The 18099-nt window shown below is 72.0% G+C and carries 13 protein-coding genes; 7 read left to right on the top strand and 6 right to left on the bottom strand.

Going from position 1 to position 18099, the window contains the following annotated elements; all coding sequences use genetic code 11:
* Positions 1-223: 223 nt before the first annotated feature.
* The 4 genes from ACFWZ5_RS08600 to ACFWZ5_RS08585 all read left to right on the top strand — a co-directional run bounded on the left by ACFWZ5_RS08600 (position 224) and on the right by ACFWZ5_RS08585 (position 4941).
* Positions 224-1078: an ABC transporter permease gene (locus tag ACFWZ5_RS08600; RefSeq protein WP_384805237.1), complete on the top strand. Its 855-nt coding sequence runs from the start codon at positions 224-226 to the stop codon at positions 1076-1078.
* Positions 1075-1992 (top strand): carbohydrate ABC transporter permease, encoded by a 918-nt coding sequence (locus ACFWZ5_RS08595; RefSeq protein ID WP_384805239.1) that lies wholly within the window; start codon positions 1075-1077, stop codon positions 1990-1992. Before ACFWZ5_RS08600 ends, ACFWZ5_RS08595 begins: the two co-directional genes overlap by 4 nt.
* 54 nt (positions 1993-2046) lie before the next feature.
* The gene (locus tag ACFWZ5_RS08590; protein WP_384805241.1) at positions 2047-3741 is read left to right on the top strand and encodes a sugar ABC transporter substrate-binding protein; all 1695 of its coding nucleotides are present in this window, start codon (positions 2047-2049) and stop codon (positions 3739-3741) included.
* Positions 3742-3897: 156 nt separating this feature from the next.
* Positions 3898-4941 carry a LacI family DNA-binding transcriptional regulator gene (locus ACFWZ5_RS08585; protein ID WP_384805243.1) on the top strand — a complete coding sequence of 348 codons (1044 nt, stop codon included), beginning with the start codon at positions 3898-3900 and terminating at the stop codon, positions 4939-4941.
* A 1362-nt stretch (positions 4942-6303) separates the two neighbouring features.
* On the opposite strand, the gene ACFWZ5_RS08580 is transcribed toward ACFWZ5_RS08585, so the two are convergent.
* The 3 genes from ACFWZ5_RS08580 to ACFWZ5_RS08570 are packed head-to-tail and all read right to left on the bottom strand — an operon-like array spanning position 6304 to position 9255.
* Entirely contained in the window at positions 6304-7107 is an 804-nt protein-coding gene (locus tag ACFWZ5_RS08580; protein WP_384799884.1) for an alpha/beta fold hydrolase, read from the bottom strand.
* Positions 7104-7841 carry a DUF998 domain-containing protein gene (locus ACFWZ5_RS08575; RefSeq protein WP_384799887.1) on the bottom strand — a complete coding sequence of 246 codons (738 nt, stop codon included), beginning with the start codon at positions 7839-7841 and terminating at the stop codon, positions 7104-7106. Before ACFWZ5_RS08575 ends, ACFWZ5_RS08580 begins: the two co-directional genes overlap by 4 nt.
* A 13-nt stretch (positions 7842-7854) precedes the next feature.
* Positions 7855-9255, bottom strand: coding sequence for an APC family permease (locus tag ACFWZ5_RS08570; protein WP_384799924.1), 1401 nt, complete (start codon positions 9253-9255; stop codon positions 7855-7857).
* A 559-nt stretch (positions 9256-9814) separates the two neighbouring features.
* Here ACFWZ5_RS08570 and ACFWZ5_RS08565 point away from each other — a divergent pair.
* The 3 genes from ACFWZ5_RS08565 (at position 9815) to ACFWZ5_RS08555 (ending at position 13956) form a co-directional block, all read left to right on the top strand.
* A complete protein-coding gene (locus ACFWZ5_RS08565) occupies positions 9815-10024 on the top strand; it encodes a hypothetical protein (RefSeq protein ID WP_384799890.1) in 210 nt (69 codons plus the stop codon).
* Between the two features lie 163 nt (positions 10025-10187).
* Positions 10188-11861: a multicopper oxidase family protein gene (locus tag ACFWZ5_RS08560; RefSeq protein ID WP_384799893.1), complete on the top strand. Its 1674-nt coding sequence runs from the start codon at positions 10188-10190 to the stop codon at positions 11859-11861.
* 340 nt (positions 11862-12201) lie between these two features.
* Positions 12202-13956 carry an NAD+ synthase gene (locus tag ACFWZ5_RS08555; RefSeq protein ID WP_384799896.1) on the top strand — a complete coding sequence of 585 codons (1755 nt, stop codon included), beginning with the start codon at positions 12202-12204 and terminating at the stop codon, positions 13954-13956.
* A 722-nt stretch (positions 13957-14678) separates the two neighbouring features.
* On the opposite strand, the gene ACFWZ5_RS08550 is transcribed toward ACFWZ5_RS08555, so the two are convergent.
* From ACFWZ5_RS08550 to ACFWZ5_RS08540, 3 genes are all read right to left on the bottom strand, one after another.
* The gene (locus tag ACFWZ5_RS08550; RefSeq protein WP_384799899.1) at positions 14679-15884 is read right to left on the bottom strand and encodes an MFS transporter; all 1206 of its coding nucleotides are present in this window, start codon (positions 15882-15884) and stop codon (positions 14679-14681) included.
* Between the two features lie 133 nt (positions 15885-16017).
* Positions 16018-17040, bottom strand: a complete 1023-nt coding sequence (locus ACFWZ5_RS08545; protein ID WP_384799903.1) for an endonuclease/exonuclease/phosphatase family protein — start codon at positions 17038-17040, stop codon at positions 16018-16020.
* Positions 17041-17308: 268 nt separating this feature from the next.
* Positions 17309-17944 (bottom strand): TetR/AcrR family transcriptional regulator, encoded by a 636-nt coding sequence (locus tag ACFWZ5_RS08540; RefSeq protein ID WP_384799906.1) that lies wholly within the window; start codon positions 17942-17944, stop codon positions 17309-17311.
* Between the last annotated feature and the right edge of the window lie 155 nt (positions 17945-18099).

The following is an 18099-nucleotide window of genomic DNA, read 5'->3' as shown; positions in this document are numbered from 1 at the left end:
CAGAGGGGGTTGACCGCCGACAGTAACCGCTTTAGATTCCCGGCACCTTGTCCCGAAGACTCTGCTCAAGACTGGGGGTTCCGTGTCAGCCGTGACGAAGGACCGGGCGGAGATCGGGGCGGATTCGCCACCGACCGGGCGCACCAAAGGGACAAATACCCATGAAAAGCCGCTCCGTCGGCACTGGAAACGCTTTCAGCGCAGTCGGCTCCTGGTCCTGCTCATGCTGCCGGGCCTCGCGTACTTCCTGGTCTTCCACTACGGCGCGTTCCTCGCGAACGCCGTGGCCTTCAAGGAGTACGTGCCGTTCGACGGCCTGTGGGCCAGTCCCTGGGTGGGCCTCGACAACTTCAGCCGGATGTTCGGCGACCCGGACTTCTGGCAGGCGACGTGGAACACGCTGTTCATCGCGCTGCTCCAGCTCGTGTTCTTCTTCCCCGCGCCGCTCGCCCTCGCGCTGCTCCTGCACAGCCTGAGCTCGGACCTGCTGCGCCGCTTCACGCAGTCCGTGATCTATCTGCCGCACTTCCTGTCGTGGGTCGTGGTGGTCGCCCTGTTCCAGCAAGTGCTCAGCGACACCGGCCTGTTGAACACCTACCTCGGCGACGCGGGCCTGCACACCGTCGACATCGTCGGCAACCCGGACGCGTACAAGCCCCTCGTCGTCGCCGAGGCCATCTGGAAGGACGCGGGCTGGGGCACGATCATCTTCCTCGCCGCCCTGATGCAGGTCGACGAGCAGCTGTACGAGGCGTCGGCGATCGACGGCGCCGGGCCCTGGCGGCGGTTCTGGCACGTCACGCTGCCGAGCATCCGGCCCATCGTCGTCCTGCTGCTGATCATGCGGCTCGGCGACATCCTGTCCGTCGGCTTCGAGCAGATGCTGCTGCAACGGCAGTCGGTGGGCCCGGAGGCCGGTGAGGTCCTCGACACCTTCGTCTTCTGGCAGGGCATCGTCGGCGGCGACACCGGCTACGCGGCGGCGGCCGGACTCTTCAAGGGCGTCGTCGGCGCGGCGCTCGTCTTCGCGGCCAACCGGGTCGCGCACCGCCTCGGCGAGCAGGGGCTCTACAAGTGAGCGGCCGCACACGGACCCCGAGCGCCCGCCGGTCCACGCGCCCGGCCTGGCTGGAGCGGCCGCGCCCCCTCACCAAGGCGGCCAAGGCCCTCGCGGTGCTCGTCGTGCTCGCGCTCGTCCTCATCCCGTTCCTGGTGATCGTCTCGACGTCGCTCGCCTCGAACCGGGAGGTCGTCGACAACGGCGGCTGGGTCCTGTGGCCGAGCGACCCGACGCTGCGCGCGTACCGCACGGTCCTCAGCGGCGGCATCGTCACCAAGGCGCTCGGCGTGAGCGTGGGCCTGACCCTCGCGGGCACGCTCTTCTCCCTCGCGTGCACCACGTTCCTCGCCTACGCGCTCGCCAGGCCCGGGGTCTTCGGGGGCAGGCCCGTGCTGCTCCTGATCCTGTTCACCTTCCTCTTCCCGCCCGGCATGATCCCGGCGTTCCTGCTGGTCAAGGGCATGGGCATGATGGACACCTACGCCGCCCTGATCGCGCCGGTCCTCATCAACGTCTTCAACCTCGTCGTCCTGCGCGGCTTCTTCCAGGGCATCCCCGAGGAGCTGTACGAGGCGGCCCGGCTCGACGGCGCGAGCGACTGGCAGATCCTGTGGCGCGTCGTGCTCCCGCTCTCCAGGGCGGCGCTCGCGGTGATCTCCCTCTTCTACGCGGTGAGCTACTGGAACGCCTGGTTCCATGCCTCGATCTACCTGGAGTCGGGCCACTGGCCGCTGTCGCAGGTCCTGCGGACGTACGTCATCGGCGGCTCGCAGATCGCCGACACCGGCCTGAGCGAGGCGGGCCAGGTCTCCGCGCCGCAGACGACGCAGATGGCCGTCCTCGTCATCGCCACCGTGCCGATCCTGCTCGTCTACCCCTTCCTGCAGAAGTACTTCACCAAGGGCGTGCTCACCGGCGCCATCAAGAGCTGAGCCGCCTTCCCCGCTCGAAAGGTCGAGACCGTGTCCGGATCCCAGGGTTCCCCCATGCCACACCCGTCGCACCTACCGCACCCGTCGCACCCGTCGTACCTGTCGCACCCGTCGCGCCGCACGCTGCTGCGCTCGATCGCCGCCGGGGGCGCCGCCCTCGCCGCGCCCGCCCTGCTCACCGCCTGCTCCACCGGCTCCGGCGGCGGTGACGTGTCCAACGCCGGGAAGAAGGCGGCCCCTTGGCCGACGTACGCACCGGCCGAGGGTCCCGCGCCCGATCTCCCGCCGACGTCCGACGGTGTGCAGCCCGGCTTCACCTCGTACCCGCACAAGCTGGTCGACGCGACGTCCGGGAAGCCCGGCACGGGCAAGGAGAAGATCCGGGTTCTGACCATCACGTACGGCACCCCGCCGAAGCCGGTGGGGTCCAACGCATACTGGCAGGCGATGAACGCGGCGCTCGGCGTCGACGTCGAGTTCACGGTCGTGCCCGACGCCGACTTCCGCGCGAAGATGGCCACGCTCATGGCGGGCGACAGCGACGACCTGCCGGACGTCCTCAACATCGGCGGCGGGTACGTGCTGCCGCGCGAGGCCCAGTTCGTACGGGCCCGCTGCGCCGACCTGACCGGCCATCTGTCGGGCGACGCGGTCAAGGACTACCCGAATCTCGCCGCCATCCCCACGTACGCCTGGCAGGGCATGGGCCGCATCGCCGGGCGCATCTACGGCCTGCCGGTCGAACGGGCCAAGGTGCAGGGGGCGATGTTCCTCAACCGTGAGGCCTTCGCCGACGCGGGCTACGAGCCGGGCATGACGGCCGACGCGTTCCGGACGATGGCCAAGGAGGCGTCCGGCGGCAAGAAGCACGCGCTCGGCGCGTCGACGGTCAGCTACTACGGCTACCTGTACCACGCGCTGTGGCACGGCGCGCCCAACGAGTGGCGGATCAGGGGCGGCTCGGTGACGCCGATGTACGGCACCGACGAGTTCCGGGCCGCCCTGGAGTTCATGGCGAAGCTGCGCGCCGACGGCTCGTACAACGCGGACGCGACCTCCCTGTCCCAGGTCGACCTGAAGACCCTGTTCTACAACGGCACCGTCCGCTCCATGACGGACGGCTGGGGCGCGGTGCTCTCCAACGCGCAGGGCATCAAGGACGCGTACACCCTCGATGTCGCCGAGCCGTACGCCGTCGCCGGCGCGACGCCCCGCTACCAGCAGAACCGCGGCTGTTTCGGCTACACCGTCATCAAGAAGGCGCCCAAGGAGCGCATCCGGCTCATCCTCCGCGTCCTCGACTGGCTGGCTTCTCCGTTCGGGTCCAAGGAGTACGAACTGGCCCACTACGGAGTGGAGGGCACCCACTTCACGTACGACAGGAACGGCGATCCCATCCCTACGGAGAGGGGCCTTATTGAATCCCGCACCAACTTGCCGTTCCCCTATGTGATGGACGCGCCGCAGCCCCTCTACTTCCCCGGGCACGCGGATCTCACCAAGCGCCTGCACGCCTGGGAGAAGAAGGTCGTGCCGCTGCTCGCGCCCAACGACCGCTGGGGCCTGCAGTCGGCGACGTTCAACCGGCAGGGCGCGGCCCTCCAGCAGATCGTCGAGGACGGCGTCACGGCCGTCGTGTCCGGACGCAAGCCGCTGTCCGCGTGGGACGGGGTGTACAAGAAGTGGCGGGCGCAGGGCGGCGACAAGTGCGCCGAGGAGTTCGCGGCGGAGTACGAGGCCGCGCACTGAGGCGGGGCCGGGGCTGTGGGGGCGATGATGGTCCGGGGCGCGACCGGCGCCGTGGATCGGATGACTCGTCCGGCGTGTCATCCGGTGAGTCATCGGGTTGAGTCTTCGGGTTGAGTCTTCGGGTTGAGTCTTCGGGTGAGTTGAGGAGAGCGAGCAGTGGGGGAACGGGTCACCATCCGCGACGTGGCGGAGCGCGCGGGTGTCTCCGTGGCGACCGTCTCGCGGGTCCTCGCGGGCAACTACCCGACGTCGGCGACGTCCCGCGCCAAGGTGCTGCGGGCCGTCAAGGACCTGGACTACGTGGCCAACGCGCACGCCCGCGGGCTCGCGGGCGCGGGCCGCAAGACGATCGCCGTGCTCCTCTACGACGTGCTGAGCCCGTTCTTCGCGTACGTCGCGCAGGGCGTGGAGATGGAGGCCGCCCAGCACGGCAGGCTGACGCTCGTGGCCTCCACGGGCAGCGACCCCGCGCGGGAGCTCGCCCTGGTGCAGATGATGCGCGAACAGGCCGCCGAGGCCGTGGTCCTCGTGGGCGGCGTCATCGAGGACGACGAGTACCGCGAGCGGATGGCCCGCTACGCCCAGGCCCTCGCCGCCGCCGGTTCCCGGCTCGTCCTGTGCGGCCGCCCCGCGCCCGCGCCGGACGTGCCCGCGCTGGTCGTCGAGTACGACAACGAGGCGGGCGCCCACGCCGTGACGAGCCATCTGCTGGGGGCGGGCCACCGGCGCATCGCGCTCATCGGCTACCAGCCCGGCAACACGACCGGCGAAGCGCGGGTGCGCGGCTATCTGCGGGCCCTCCAGGACCACGGGGTGCCGCGGTCCGACGCCCTCGTCCACGGCGTCGGCTTCGGCCCCCACCACGGCTACGAGGCCATCCGCGACCTGCTCCGCGCGTGTGACGGCAAGCCGGAGTTCACGGCGGTGTTCGCGGGGGACGACCGGGTGGCGGCCGCTTCGATCGTCGCTCTGCGCGAGTACGGGCTGCGGGTGCCGACGGATGTCTCCGTCGTCGGCTACAACGACGATCCCGTCGCCTCCGATGTCACGCCTGCGCTCACTACCGTGCGGATTCCTGCGGAGGAGATGGGGCGGGAGGCGGTTCGGCGGGCGCTTGCGGGGCCGCGGGGTGGGCCCGAGCGGTACGTTCTGGGCACCCATATCGTGATCCGCGACAGCGTCCACCGCCTCCGCCCCTGAGCCGGGCCTTTCCCACCCGCCCGCCCGTTTCCACCCCCACGCGGGGTGAACGCCCCCGGCGGGGCTCACCCACCACCGACGCCCGCGGGCCCCACCGCCACAGCGGCGGTTTCCCTGCCCGCCCACCCGCCCCTGACTACCTCCCGCGGGCCCGACGCCTCTAGCGGGAGCCACCCACCACCTGCACCTGCGGACCCCCACCGCTCCCGCGATGGAATCTCTCCCGCCCGCCCGTGACCGCCTCCCGCGAGGCGGGCGCCTCTGCCGGTGGCCGCCCACCACCGGAGCCTGCGGGCCCCCGCTACCGCGGCAGAATCTCTCCCACCCGTTTCTGCCCTACCAACGGGCGGATGCCCCTAGCGGGTGTTCCCCACCACCAGCGCCTGCGGGCCCCACCGCTACCGCAGCGGAATCTCTCCCACCGTGCCCCCCCCCACACGGGGTGGACGCCTCTGACGGGGGTGCCCACTGCCGGCGCCTGCGGGCCCCGCCGCTACCGCGGCGGTACCTCTCCCACCCGCCCACCCGTGACTCCCTCCCGCAGGGTGGACGCCCCTGGTGGGGGTTACCCACCATCGGCGACTGCGGGCTCCCGCCGCTACCACGGCAGCCTGTCCCCCACCCGCCCGCCGTTTCCACCCTCCCCACAGGCAAACGCCCCCCACGGGACTTACCCGCCATCGGCAACTACAGGCCGGAACCACTCAAGACGCCCACCCCCACCCCACCGCCCACCCACCAACAGCAGGTCATGGGAGGGCGGGCGGGAAGATGCCGCCGCGATAGCGGCGGAACGCACACCCACGAACGCAAGGCCATGGGGAGGGCGGGACCGGAGGCCGTGGACGGGAGGGCAAGAGGTGGGCGGCCGAGGACGGTTGGTCATGGGTGGGCGGGCGGGGAAATGCCGCCGCGACAGCGGCGGGACGCGCACCCACGGACGGAAGGCCATGGGGAGGGCGGGCGGGAGGATCCCGCCGCGGTAGCGGCGGGACAGAGGGCCATGGACGAAAGGGCAAGGGACGGACAGCCACGGACAGTTGGTCGTGGGAGGGCCAGCGGGGAGAAGCCGCCGCGATAGCGGCGGGACGGGCGGTCGCGGGCGGAAGGTCGTGCCCCCGCGGTAGCGGCGGGGTGGGCTGTCACGGGCGGTTGGGCGTGGGTGGGGAGATGCCGCCGCGATAGCGGCGGTCGCGGGCACCCACAGGCGGGAGGGCAAGGGGCGGGCAGCCAGGGGCAGTTGGCCATAGGAGGGCGGGCGGGGAGATGCCGTCGCGATAGCGGCGGGGCGGGTGGGCGCGGAGGGGCGGGGGAGGACGCCGCGTTAGCCGGGGGGTAGGGGGCGTTGGGTGTGGTGGAGGGTCAGGGGGGTGGGGTGAGGATTGATTCGGTGAGGGATGTGGCGTGGTCCGGCATGGGGACGTGGGTCGCGGGAGCGAGGACGCGGAAGTGGGCGCCGAGGCCCGCGGCCAGGTCACGTTGGCGGGAGACCCAGCGCCCCGCCCCCGTCCGGGAGGCCGCGACCACGGTGACGGGCACGGAAGGGAGCCGTACCTCCTCCCTGAGGAGGGCGAGTTCATGCGCGACGTCCCCGTACGTCACGTACTCGACGAGCCCCGCACGCCACACCCGACTCGCCCCGTACACCCACCGCAGCTCACGCGGCACGGAGCCACCCCGGAGCAGCGGCCCCAGCGCCCGCGGCACCCCCACCGCGCTCAGCACACCCGCACCCGCCCGCGCGCACCCCACCCGGAACCCCCGCCCGGGAAGGGCCCGGGTGCGCTCCTCGACGCTGGAGTCGACGAGGACGAGCGCGGCGGTCCGCTCGGGGTGAAGCCGCGCGAAGGCCTCCGCGTGGAACCCGGCGAGGGAGTGCCCGACGACGGTGACGGCCCGCCCGCCGAGGCCGACCGCGTCCAGGACGCGGGCGATCCGATCCGCCTCTCCGGAGAGCGTGGGCGGCACGCGCGCGTGCCCGCTGAGCCCGAGCCCGGGACGGTCGAAGCGGACGACGGTGCGATGGCGGGCGAGGAGCCGGACGACCGGGTCCCACTCGAACCACGCGAGCCCCAGTCCCGCGCTGAGCACGCACACGGGGCCTCCCCCGGTCACCTCCACGTGGTGCGGCACGCCGTCGAGACGTACGAACACGTACCCGCTCACGCCCGCCGCCCCGCCGCCGTCCCCGCCCCCGCCCGCACGAGCCAGGCCACCACCGCCAGGAACACGGCGATGGTGAGCACCTGGAGCCGCTGCCCTATGCCGAGCGCCCAGGTGCCGTGCCCGGCGTAGAAGGCGGTGATGGCGGCCAGGGTCCAGACGGTGGCGGCGAGTTCGACGGCGAGGAGCACGGCGAAGGCCCGGCGCACCCCTGCGGCACCGGGCGCGTCGCGCCGTACGGCCGCCGTGAGCAGCAGCATCCCGATCACCGCGCCCGTCACCGCCACGCCGCTGCTGACGGTGTGCGCGGAGTGCGCCCAGGGCACCTGGCCCGCCTCCTCACGGGCCGCGCAGGCCGCGTCCACGGTGGGCGCGCAGCTCAGCGGGAGCCGTGAGTCGGCGGCGGTGGCCGCTCCGAAGAGGGCGATCCCGGCCCACCCGGCGACGGCAAGGACCCCGGGGTGCCGCACTCCGGGCAGCGCGGCGGCGCGCGGCCGCAGCAGCGCGCCCCCGGCGCCCGCGCACACGAGGACGCCCGCCGCGAAGTCCACCCCCCGGAAGAACGCCCCGTACGGCTGGTCCTCCGCGGCGAGTTCGCTCACGTACGTCCGCAGCGGCGACAGGCCCGTCGGCAGGAACGCTTCGAGGGCCCAGGAGGTGTAGGCGAGGGCCCCGAGCGTGAGGAGGACGGGGACGGCGGTGCGCGCCGCCGCGGTGGCCCGGAGCTCGGCAGGCATCGGCGTTCGGGTGCTAGTCCGCGCGGTTCGCGCTCTGGTGGTCAGGGTGGATCCACTCCGGTTTGCGGAACTTGAGGAACGCGGCGGGCGCCGCGACACCGATGGCGAGGAGCCCGCCGCCGACGATGAGGAGATAGCGCCACAGGGGCGCGTCGCCGAACTGGTCGGGCGGTACGAAGCCGATGACGAGCGCACAGGCCGAGGCGATGAAGCCGACCCCGGCGACGAGCGTCACGGCGGGCACGACGAAGCCGCGCTCCACCTGCGGCTGGGTCTTCCGCAGCCGTACGACGGCCACGAACATCAGCAGATAGGCGATCAGATAGATCTGCACGGTGATCACGGAGAACATCCAGTACGCGCTGGAGACATCACCGCTGAACGCGTACAGAACACCGATCAAGGTAGTGATGACGCCCTGCGCGACCATGATGTTCAGGGGGACGCCGTGCTTGTTGAACTTCTGCAGGAACGGCGGCAGATACCCCTCCTGCCGCGCCAGCGTCACCAGGCCCTTGGCGGGCCCCGCGAGCCACGTCAGCATGCCGCCGAGCGCCGCGAGGACGAGCATGATGCCGACGACCTTCGTCATCCAGCCGACGTGGAAGTGGTCGAAGAAGGCCTGGAAGGCCTGCATCAGACCGGCGGTGAGGCTGAGTTCCTCGGACGGCATGACCCAGCTGATGGCGAGCGCGGGAAGGATGAAGATCAACAGCACCAGCCCGGTGGCGAGGAAGATCGACCGCGGGTACTCGGTACGCGGCCGCCGCAGCGACGAGACGTGCACGCCGTTCATCTCCATGCCCGCGTACGACAGGAAGTTGTTGACGATGAGGACGAGGCTGGCGAGGCCCGTCCACGGCGGCAGCCAGTGGTCGGTCGTCATGGGCGCGGCGGGCTCGTTGCCCTGCCCCAGGAAGACGATGCCGAGCACCACCAGGACGACGCCCGGCACGAGCGTGCCGATGACGAGCCCGAGCGAGGAGAGGCCCGCGACGGTCTTGGTGCCGCGCGAGGTGACCCACACGCCGGTCCAGTAGATGACGACGATGACGATCGCTACGTAGAGACCGTTCTCGGCGAGGTCCGGGTGGACGACGTACGCGAAGGTCGAGGCGACGTACGCGAGCAGGCTCGGGTAGTACGCGATGGTCATGGCGAACTGGCACCACACGGCGACGAAGCCGAGCGGCTTGCCGAGCGCCTCGCTCACCCACCGGTAGATGCCGCCGGTCCAGCCGGAGGCCAGCTCGGCGCCGACGAGGGCGGTGGGCAGCAGGAAGACGACGGCGGGCAGCAGGTAGAGGAAGACCGCGGCGAGCCCGTAGATGGCCATGGTGGGCGAGGGCCGAAGGCTCGCCACCGAGGCGGTGGTCATAAGGGCGAGGGTCACCCAGGAGATGGTGTTCGGCAGGGGGACACCCCGCTGCGCCCCGTGCTCCCCGCTCCGCCCTTCCTGATCCGCTTGATCCGTCTGGTCTGTCTGGTCTGTCTGTGCCTTCCGTGCGACAACATCATCGATCGCCGTGACCGCGCCGCTGTCCGCGCCGCCGTCCGCCCCACCGGGTCCGCTCTGTCCCGGCCTGTCCGTAGTGCTCATGCGCCAATGATCAACGATCGCTCCGGGCCCCGCGAATCACGTGATACCGGGTAGGGGTAGGCTCCCGCCCATGACGACGAGGAGGACGACGACCGCGGGCAGGCTCCTGCTGCTCGTGGCACTCCTCTTCGGCATCGTGGCGATGCATACGCTGGGACATCCCCAGGAGCACGAAAGCGGGCCGCAGGCCACCGCGGCGCAGCCAGCGGCCAGGCACCAGGGGACACCGCACGGCGAGACCCCCGAAACGAAAGCCGCAGCGAAAACAGCCGCAGCCGCCCATGACGAGCAGGCAGCCGCACCCACCCCCCACGCTGCACCCGCGCCACACGCCGCACCAGCGCCCGAGCGCCCGCCGTCCCACGGCACAGGAATGAGCAGCACAGGCATGGACCCGCTGTCCATGTGCCTGGCGGTCCTGGGCGCGGCCCTCACCTTCGCGCTGCTACGCAGGGCAACACGGTCCCTGACGACCGCCACCACCGCCCCCACGCGGAAGCCCACCGGCGTCCTGGACGCGCTGCGCCCCAACCCGCCCCCGCCCCGCGCCCTGCTCTCCCGTCTGTCGGTACTGCGCATCTAGACCGGCGCACCGGCTGCTTCAGGCTGCCCGCACGTCCGCCTTCCCGAATCGGGAACCCACTTCCCGAATCGGGAACCCGCGGACGCCGACCGGTGTACCAGAAGCAGCAGACGCGCCCATCTGCACGCACAGCACACACCACACAGACGAGGTGCACTCAGCCATGCGCACACTCACCACCCGTACATCGCGCCGCGCCCTGCTCGGCGCCGCGCTCGCCACCGCCGGGACGGGGCTCGTGACCGCCTGCTCCGGCGGCGGAGGCTCCCACTCCGGCCACGGCGGCAAGGGCGGCCCGTCCACGGCGGACTATGTGACGCCCACCGGCCAGGAGGTCGCCGCCGCCGAGAAGAAGCGCCCCGGCGGCGGCCGGCTGCGCGAGCTGAAGCTCATGGCCATGCCGGCGACGCTCGACCTGGGCGACCGCACGGTCAAGTCCTGGGCGTACGGCGACGACCTGCCCGGCAAGGAGATCCGCGCCACCGCGGGCGACACGCTCGCGGTCACCCTCGCCAACCACCTCCCCGAGCCGACGACCCTGCACTGGCACGGCCTGGCCCTGCGCAACGACATGGACGGCGTCCCCGCCCTCACCCAGCGGGACATCAAGCCGGGCGCCGACTTCACGTACCGCTTCAAGGCCCCGCACCCGGGGACGTACTGGTTCCACCCCCACTCGGGCACCCAGCAGGACCGCGGCCTGTACGCACCGCTGATCATCGACGACCCCAAGGAGCCGCTGGCGTACGACAAGGAGTGGGTGATCGTCCTGGACGACTGGGTGGACGGCGTGGACGGCTCCACGCCGGACGCGATCCTGAAGGAGCTGCGCGGCGGCATGGGCGGCGGCATGGACCACGGCGGAGGCGGCGCCCACGAGGGCCACGACATGTCACAGATGTCCGCACCCACCCCTTCCAAGAACACCGCCCCCACCAAGAAGCCCACCCCCTCCCCCACCAAGGAACCCACCCCCTCGCGCACCAACAACCCCGCCCCCTCCCGCATGCTGATGGGGGCGAACAGCGACGTCCTCGGCCCGGACGCGGGGGACGTGGCGTACCCGCACTACTTGATCAACGGCCGGACGCCCGAGTCCCCCGCGTCCTTCCGCGCACGGCCGGGCGACCGCATCCGCCTGCGCCTGATCAACGCGGGCGGTGACACGGCCTTCCGCGTGGCCCTGGGCGGCCACGAGCTGACGGTCACGCACACGGACGGCTTCCCCGTGCGGCACACGAAGACGGACGCCCTCCTCCTGGGCATGGGCGAGCGCTACGACGTCCTGGTCACCGCGAAGGACGGTGTGTTCCCCCTGACCGCGGTGGCCGAGGGCAAGAAGGCGGCGGCCCAGGCGATCCTCCGCACCGGCACCGGCACCGGCACGACACCGTCCCCCTCCACCCGCCCCAAGGAGCTGAAGGGCCGCGTCCTGCTGGCGGACAAGCTCACGGCGGACGAGTCCGTGGCCCTGCGGCCCCGCAAGCCGGACCGGACGCTCAAGATCCGGCTGACGGGCGGCATGGCGAAGTACGACTGGGCGTTCGACAAGAAGCCCTACTCCCCCGACCAGCGCCACCCGGTGCGCGCGGGCGAGCGGGTCCGCCTGGAGTTCACCAACTCCACGTCGATGTGGCACCCCCTCCACCTCCACGGGCACACCTTCGCCCTGGCGAACGCCCCCGGCCGCCCCCGCAAGGACACGGCGATCGTGCTGCCGAACGGCTCGCTGACCGTGGACTTCGACGCGGACAACCCGGGCCTGTGGATGATCCACTGCCACAACGTCTACCACGCGGAGGCAGGCATGATGACGGTCCTGGGCTACCGCCGCTGACACCCGCCCCGTGAGCGGGCGGGAGCCGCCAGGCCCCCGCCCGCCGCAGCCCACAGCGCACCACCCACCGGGCCGCAGCCGCGAAACAACGGGAGGGGCCGTGCCGGTATGTCCGAACGGAGCCAGGTGACACGGGACGACCCGCGTCCGCCGTACGACGGATGCCATGCGGGCGAGTACGGACATACCGGCGCGGCCCCGCACCACGACGGACGAGGCGCACGCCGGGGCACACCCGCACCGAAAAGACGCACCCGGCGACCACGGTGCACCCTCCCCCGAAGGGGCCTCGCGGCCCCACCCAGGAGCATCGCGTCGCTTTGACGATTAGACTGAGCCCGTGCCTCAACTACGCCTCGCCCTGAATCAGATCGACTCGACCGTCGGCGATCTCACCCAGAACGCCGAGGCGATCGTCCACTGGACCCGGCACTCCGCCGAGCAGGGGGCGCACCTCGTCGCGTTCCCGGAGATGGCGCTGACCGGCTACCCGGTGGAGGACCTCGCCCTGCGCTCGTCCTTCGTCTCCGCGTCCCGCCACGCCCTGGTCGCCCTCGCGACCCGCCTCGTGGACGAGGGCCTGGGCGAACTCCCCGTCGTCGTCGGCTATCTGGACCGCACCGACGAGGCGAAGCCCCGCTACGGCCAGCCCGCCGGCGCGCCCCGCAACGCGGGCGCCGTGCTGCACCGGGGCGAGGTGGCCCTGACCTTCTCCAAGCATCATCTGCCGAACTACGGCGTGTTCGACGAGTTCCGCTACTTCGTGCCCGGCGAGACGCTGCCCGTCATCCGCGTCCACGGTGTCGACGTGGCCCTCGCCATCTGCGAGGACCTGTGGCAGGACGGCGGCCGCGTCCCGGCGACCCGCACGGTGGGGGCGGGCCTGCTCCTGTCCGTCAACGCCTCTCCGTACGAGCAGAACAAGGACGACCAGCGCCTCGAACTGGTCCGCAAGCGCGCCCAGGAGGCGGGCTGCACCACCGCGTACCTCGCGATGATCGGCGGCCAGGACGAGCTGGTCTTCGACGGCGACTCGATCGTCGTCGACAGGGACGGCGAAGTCATCGCGCGGGCACCGCAGTTCGCGGAGGGCTGCGTGGTCCTCGACCTGGAGCTGCCCGCGGCCGCGGCGACGCCACCGTCGGGCGTGGTCGACGACGGCCTGCGCGTCGAGCACGTGACGATCTCCGCGGACCCGCTGCCGCCGTACGAGGCGGAGCTCACCGGTGGCTACGCGGAGCGGCTCGACGACGACGAGGAGGTGTACTCGGCGCTCGTCGTGGGCCTGCGCGCGTACGTCGCGAAGAACGGCTTCCGGTCCGTGCTCATCGGGCTCTCCGGAGGCATCGACTCGGCGCTCACCGCGGCCATCGCCTGCGACGCGCTCGGCGCGCAGAACGTGTACGGGGTCGCCATGCCGTCCCGCTACTCCTCCGAGCACTCCATCGGCGACGCGGAGGAGCTGGCGCGGCGCACGGGGCTGAATCTCCGTACCGTGCCCATCGCGCCGATGTTCGACGCGTACATGGAGTCCCTGGGGCTCAGCGGGCTCGCCGAGGAGAACCTGCAGTCGCGCCTGCGCGGCACGATGCTCATGGCGATCTCCAACCAGGAGGGCCACATCGTGCTCGCGCCGGGCAACAAGTCCGAGCTGGCCGTGGGCTATTCGACGCTGTACGGGGATTCGGTGGGCGCGTACGGGCCCATCAAGGACCTGTACAAGACCGCCATCTTCCGGCTCGCCAAGTGGCGCAACGGGGCGGCCGCCGAGCGGGGGCAGACCCCGCCGATCCCCGAGAACTCCATCACCAAGCCGCCGAGCGCGGAGCTGCGCCCGGACCAGGTGGACACCGACTCCCTGCCGGACTACGAGGTCCTCGACGCGATGCTCGATCTGTACGTGGACCGGGATCAGGGGGCCGACGCGATCGTCCGCGCCGGGTTCGACGCGGGGCTCGTCGCGAAGGTGCTGCGGATGGTGGACGCCGCGGAGTACAAGCGGCGGCAGTATCCGCCGGGGACGAAGATCTCCGCGAAGGGTTTCGGCAAGGACCGCCGCCTCCCCATCACCAACGCCTGGCGCGAAAGCCTCTGACCAACCTTTCCCACCCGCCCACCCGTTTCCACCCCCACGCGGGGTGGACGCCCCTTGTGGGGGTTACTCGCCGTCGGCGCCCGCCCCTCCCCGCCACTACCGCGGCGATTCTCTCCCACCCGCCCACCCGTGACCCCCTCCCCCAGGGCGAACACCCCTCGTGGGGCTTGCACACCATCGGCGCCTGCGGCTCTCCGCCGCTACCGCGCCGGCAGTTCCCCACCCGCCCACTCGTGCCCCTCTCCCGCAGGACGAACGCTCCTCATGGTGGTTGCACACCATCGGCGTCTACCGCCCGGCAGACAGCCCCGCCGCTACCGCGGCGGTTGTTCCCACCCGCCCGCCCGTGACCCCCTCCCGCGGGGTGGATGCTCCTCGTGGGGGCTGCGCACCATCGGCGCCTACAGCCCGCAGACGCCAACGACGAACCACCCCCGCAAGGGGCGTCCACCTCACGTGGGGGTGGAAACGGGCGGGCGGGTGGGAAAAAACCGCCGCGGCAGCGACGGAGAGCCGCGGTACCCCAACGACGAGCAGCCACCGCCAGAGGCTCCCACCCCGCGTCCGGGTGGAAGCTGAGCGGCAGGGAGCCGCAGACGCCGGTGGCGGGCAACCAGCGCCAGGGGCGTCCACCCCGCGTGGGGGTGGAAACGGGCGGGCGGGTGGGAGAGAGCCGCGGCGGTAGCGGCGGGGAGGGGTGGGCGGGGAACCGTCGGGGTGGGTCAGGTGTGGACTCGGGTGGGGTGGGTGTTCGTGGCGATGAGGCGGCCCCCGGCGGACCCTCGACGGACGTCGACCGCGTAGGCGAGGCCCGCCACCCCCACCCCCAGAACGGCAAGCCCGGCCCCGGCCACGGCGGGGGACGTGACCCCGAAGCCCGCCGCAAGGGCGAGCCCCCCGATCCACGCACCACCGGCATTCGCGAGGTTGAACGCCGCCTGGTTCGCCGACGAGGCGAGGGACGGCGCGGCGGCGGCCTTCTCCATGACCATGAGCTGAAGGGGCGACCCCGTGACGAAGGCGGCCGTACCGAGCAGGGTCACGCCGACCGCGGCGCTCCACTCGGCCCGCATGAAGAGGGGGAAGAGCGCGAGGACGAGGGCCAGGGAGGCGAGCCCGCCGAAGAGGGTGCCGCGCAGGGCGTGGTCGGCGAGCCGCCCGCCGAGCAGGTTCCCGGCGGTGGCGCCGACGCCGAAGAGGGCGAGCAGCAGCGTCACGCTGGCCTCGGCGAACCCGGCGGAGTCGGTGAGCATCGGCGTGACGTAGCTGTACGCGGCGAAGAGGGCCCCGAAGCCCGCGACGGTCGTACCGAGGGCGAGCCAGACGGGCAGCGAGCCGAGCGCGCGCAGCTCGCCGCGCAGGCCGACGGCGGCGCCCTCACCGTGGTCGGCGGGGACGAGCAGGGCGAGGGCGGCGATGGCGGCGAGCCCGATGGCGCTGACGGCGAGGAACGTGGCGCGCCAGCCCAGCTGCTGGCCCATGAGCGTGGCGACGGGTACGCCGACGACGTTGGCGACGGTCAGACCGAGGAACATCAGCGAAACGGACCGCGCCTTGCGCTCGGGCGCGACGAGCCCGGTGGCGACGACGGCGCCGACGCCGAAGAAGGCGCCGTGCGGCAGGCCGCTGAGGAAGCGGGCGGCGAGGAGCAGGTGGTAGTCCGAGGCGGCGGCCGACAGCGCGTTGCCGACGACGAACAGGACCATCAGGCCGATCAGGACCCGGCGCCGGGGAAGGCGCGCGGTGACGGCGGCGAGCAGCGGGGCGCCGATGACGACGCCGAGGGCGTACGCGGAGACGAGGTGCCCGGCGATCGGGATGGATATGTGGAGGTCGTCGGCGACGTTGGGCAGCAGGCCCATCATCACGAACTCGGTGGTGCCGATGCCGAAGGCGCCCACGGCGAGGGCGAGCAGGGCCAGGGGCATGGAGGAACCTTCCAGGGGCGCGGGGGAAGCGGGCGAGGGGAACCCGTAAGTTTACGTACGGAACAAAGGCGGCCGCACCGAGTATTCCGCGCCGGGGTGCTCCACGGCGTCAAGAACGGATGACGGGCGACCGTCAGAGATCCACCCGCGCCGCCACCGGCAGGTGATCGCTGCCCGTCCGCCCCAGCGTCCAGGAGGCCACCGGCTCGACGCCCTTGACCATGATCTGGTCGATGCGGGCCATCGGGAACGACGCGGGCCAGCTGAAGCCGAAGCCGTCGCCCGCGGCGCCCTGCGTGGAGCGCAGCTGCGAGGTGACCGCGTTCAGGGCGCGGTCGTTCATCGTGCCGTTGAGGTCGCCGAGCAGGACGACCTTGCCGAGCTGCTCGTGGGAGATGGCCTCGCCGAGCGCGTCGGCGCTGTTGTCGCGCTGGTTGGCGGTGAAGCCCGCGTCGAGCTTGACGCGCACCGACGGCAGGTGCGCGACGTAGACGGCGACCTGGCCCTTGGGGGTGTTGACGGTCGTGCGCATCGCACGGGTCCAGCCCAGCTTGATGTCGACGGGCTTGGTGCCGGTCAGCGGGTACTTGCTCCACAGGCCGACGGTGCCCTGGACCGAGTGGTACTTGTACGTGCCTTCGAGGGCCTTCTCGTACGTGGGCACGGCGGCGGAGGTGAGCTCCTCGAGGGCGACGACGTCCGCGCCGGACGCGGCGACGTCGCGCGCGGTGCCCGCCGGGTCGGGGTTGTCCGCGTTGACGTTGTGCGTGGCGACCATGAGGTCGCCGCCGCTGCCGGACTTGTCGGTGATGAGGCCGCCGAAGGCGTCGAGCCAGACGATCACCGGGAGGAGGAGGGCGATCAGGGCGGTCACGGACTTGCGGACGACGGCGATGACGAGCAGGACCGGGACGAAGACGCCGAGCCAGGGCAGAAACGTCTCGGTGAGACTGCCGAGGTTGCCCACGCCGTTGGGGATCTGGGCGTGAAGGAGCATGATCAGGCCGAGCAGGACCGCGAGCCCGGCCGTGACGAGGCCGCGCCGCCAGATGCCGGGGTGGTCCCGCCAGCCGTCGGCGAAGCGCCGCAGCCGGGAGCCCGGGCGCTCGGGCCGCGCGCCACCGCTGTCCGTCTCCGCCTTGTACGCCTGCGCCATACTCTCGTCGCCTCACTGACTGCCGTGCACACCGTCGTCCCCGCCCTGGAAACCCTAGGCGATGATCGGGTGCGTCCCCGCCGTCCTGGAACGGCCGTACGGGCACGAGGACGAGCAAGGGGGCGCGAGAGGTTCCGGATGCGCCCGCAGGTCCGCGTACTGTGACGAAACGTGCATATTGCCCGCGGGTCATGGGCGGTTCAGGGGGCGCCACGCTAGCATCCCGGGGCCCGCGGCCGGGCGCACTCCGGGGCCTTGCTCCGGCGCCTCACTCCACGCTCGTACGCCCCGTCCGGTCCAGGGGCCGCAGCCCTTCGAGGACCGTGTCGACGATCCGCTCGGCCAGGTCCTCGTCGAGGGGGGCGTCGGGGCGCAGCACGGTGCGCAGCAGCATGGGGCCGACGAAGAGCTCGTTGGCGAGGACGATGTCGACGTCCCGGCGCAGCTCGCCGTTCTCGGCGCCGCGCCGCAGGACGTCGTACACCCTGCGGCGCTGCGGGTCGATGACCATCGCGTGGTAGGCGTCCCACAGCTTTGGCAGGCTCTTCATCTGCGCGAAGACATTGTGAAGAAGTGCGGAGGCGCGCATGTTGAGGCCGCGGCGGCGGAGCTGCTCGACGAGGGCGACGAGGTCGTCGCGCATGGAGGTGCCGGGCAGGACGGCGGGCGGCTCCTCCAGGGTGCGCAGGACGTCGACGAAGATCTCCTCCTTGCCGCTCCAGCGCCGGTAGATCGTGGCCTTGCCGACGCCCGCGGTGCGGGCGATCCGCTCGATGGACAGCTCGGCGAGCGGCACCCCGTCCTCGATGAGCGCGATGACGCCGTCGAGGATGGCCCGCTCGACGGCCTCGCTGCGGGGGCGGCCTCGGGCGGGGGCGCCTTCGGCGGGGTGGCCGTTCTCCACGGTGTCGACTCCTCTGCGGTTGTGCGGGTCCCGTGATTCTCCCTGGTCCCTGGTCCCGGGGCGTCCCCCTGATCCCTGAGCTCCGACTGGGCGGCGCCCGGCGCGTGGGCTGTGCCCACCCGTCCCGCCCTGCGGGACGATTGCCCACAGCGGTA

The organism is Streptomyces sp. NPDC059003, assembly GCF_042740445.1.
In the GTDB taxonomy this organism is placed as follows: Bacteria; Actinomycetota; Actinomycetes; order Streptomycetales; family Streptomycetaceae; genus Streptomyces.
This window is presented reverse-complemented; position numbering and strand designations above follow the sequence as displayed.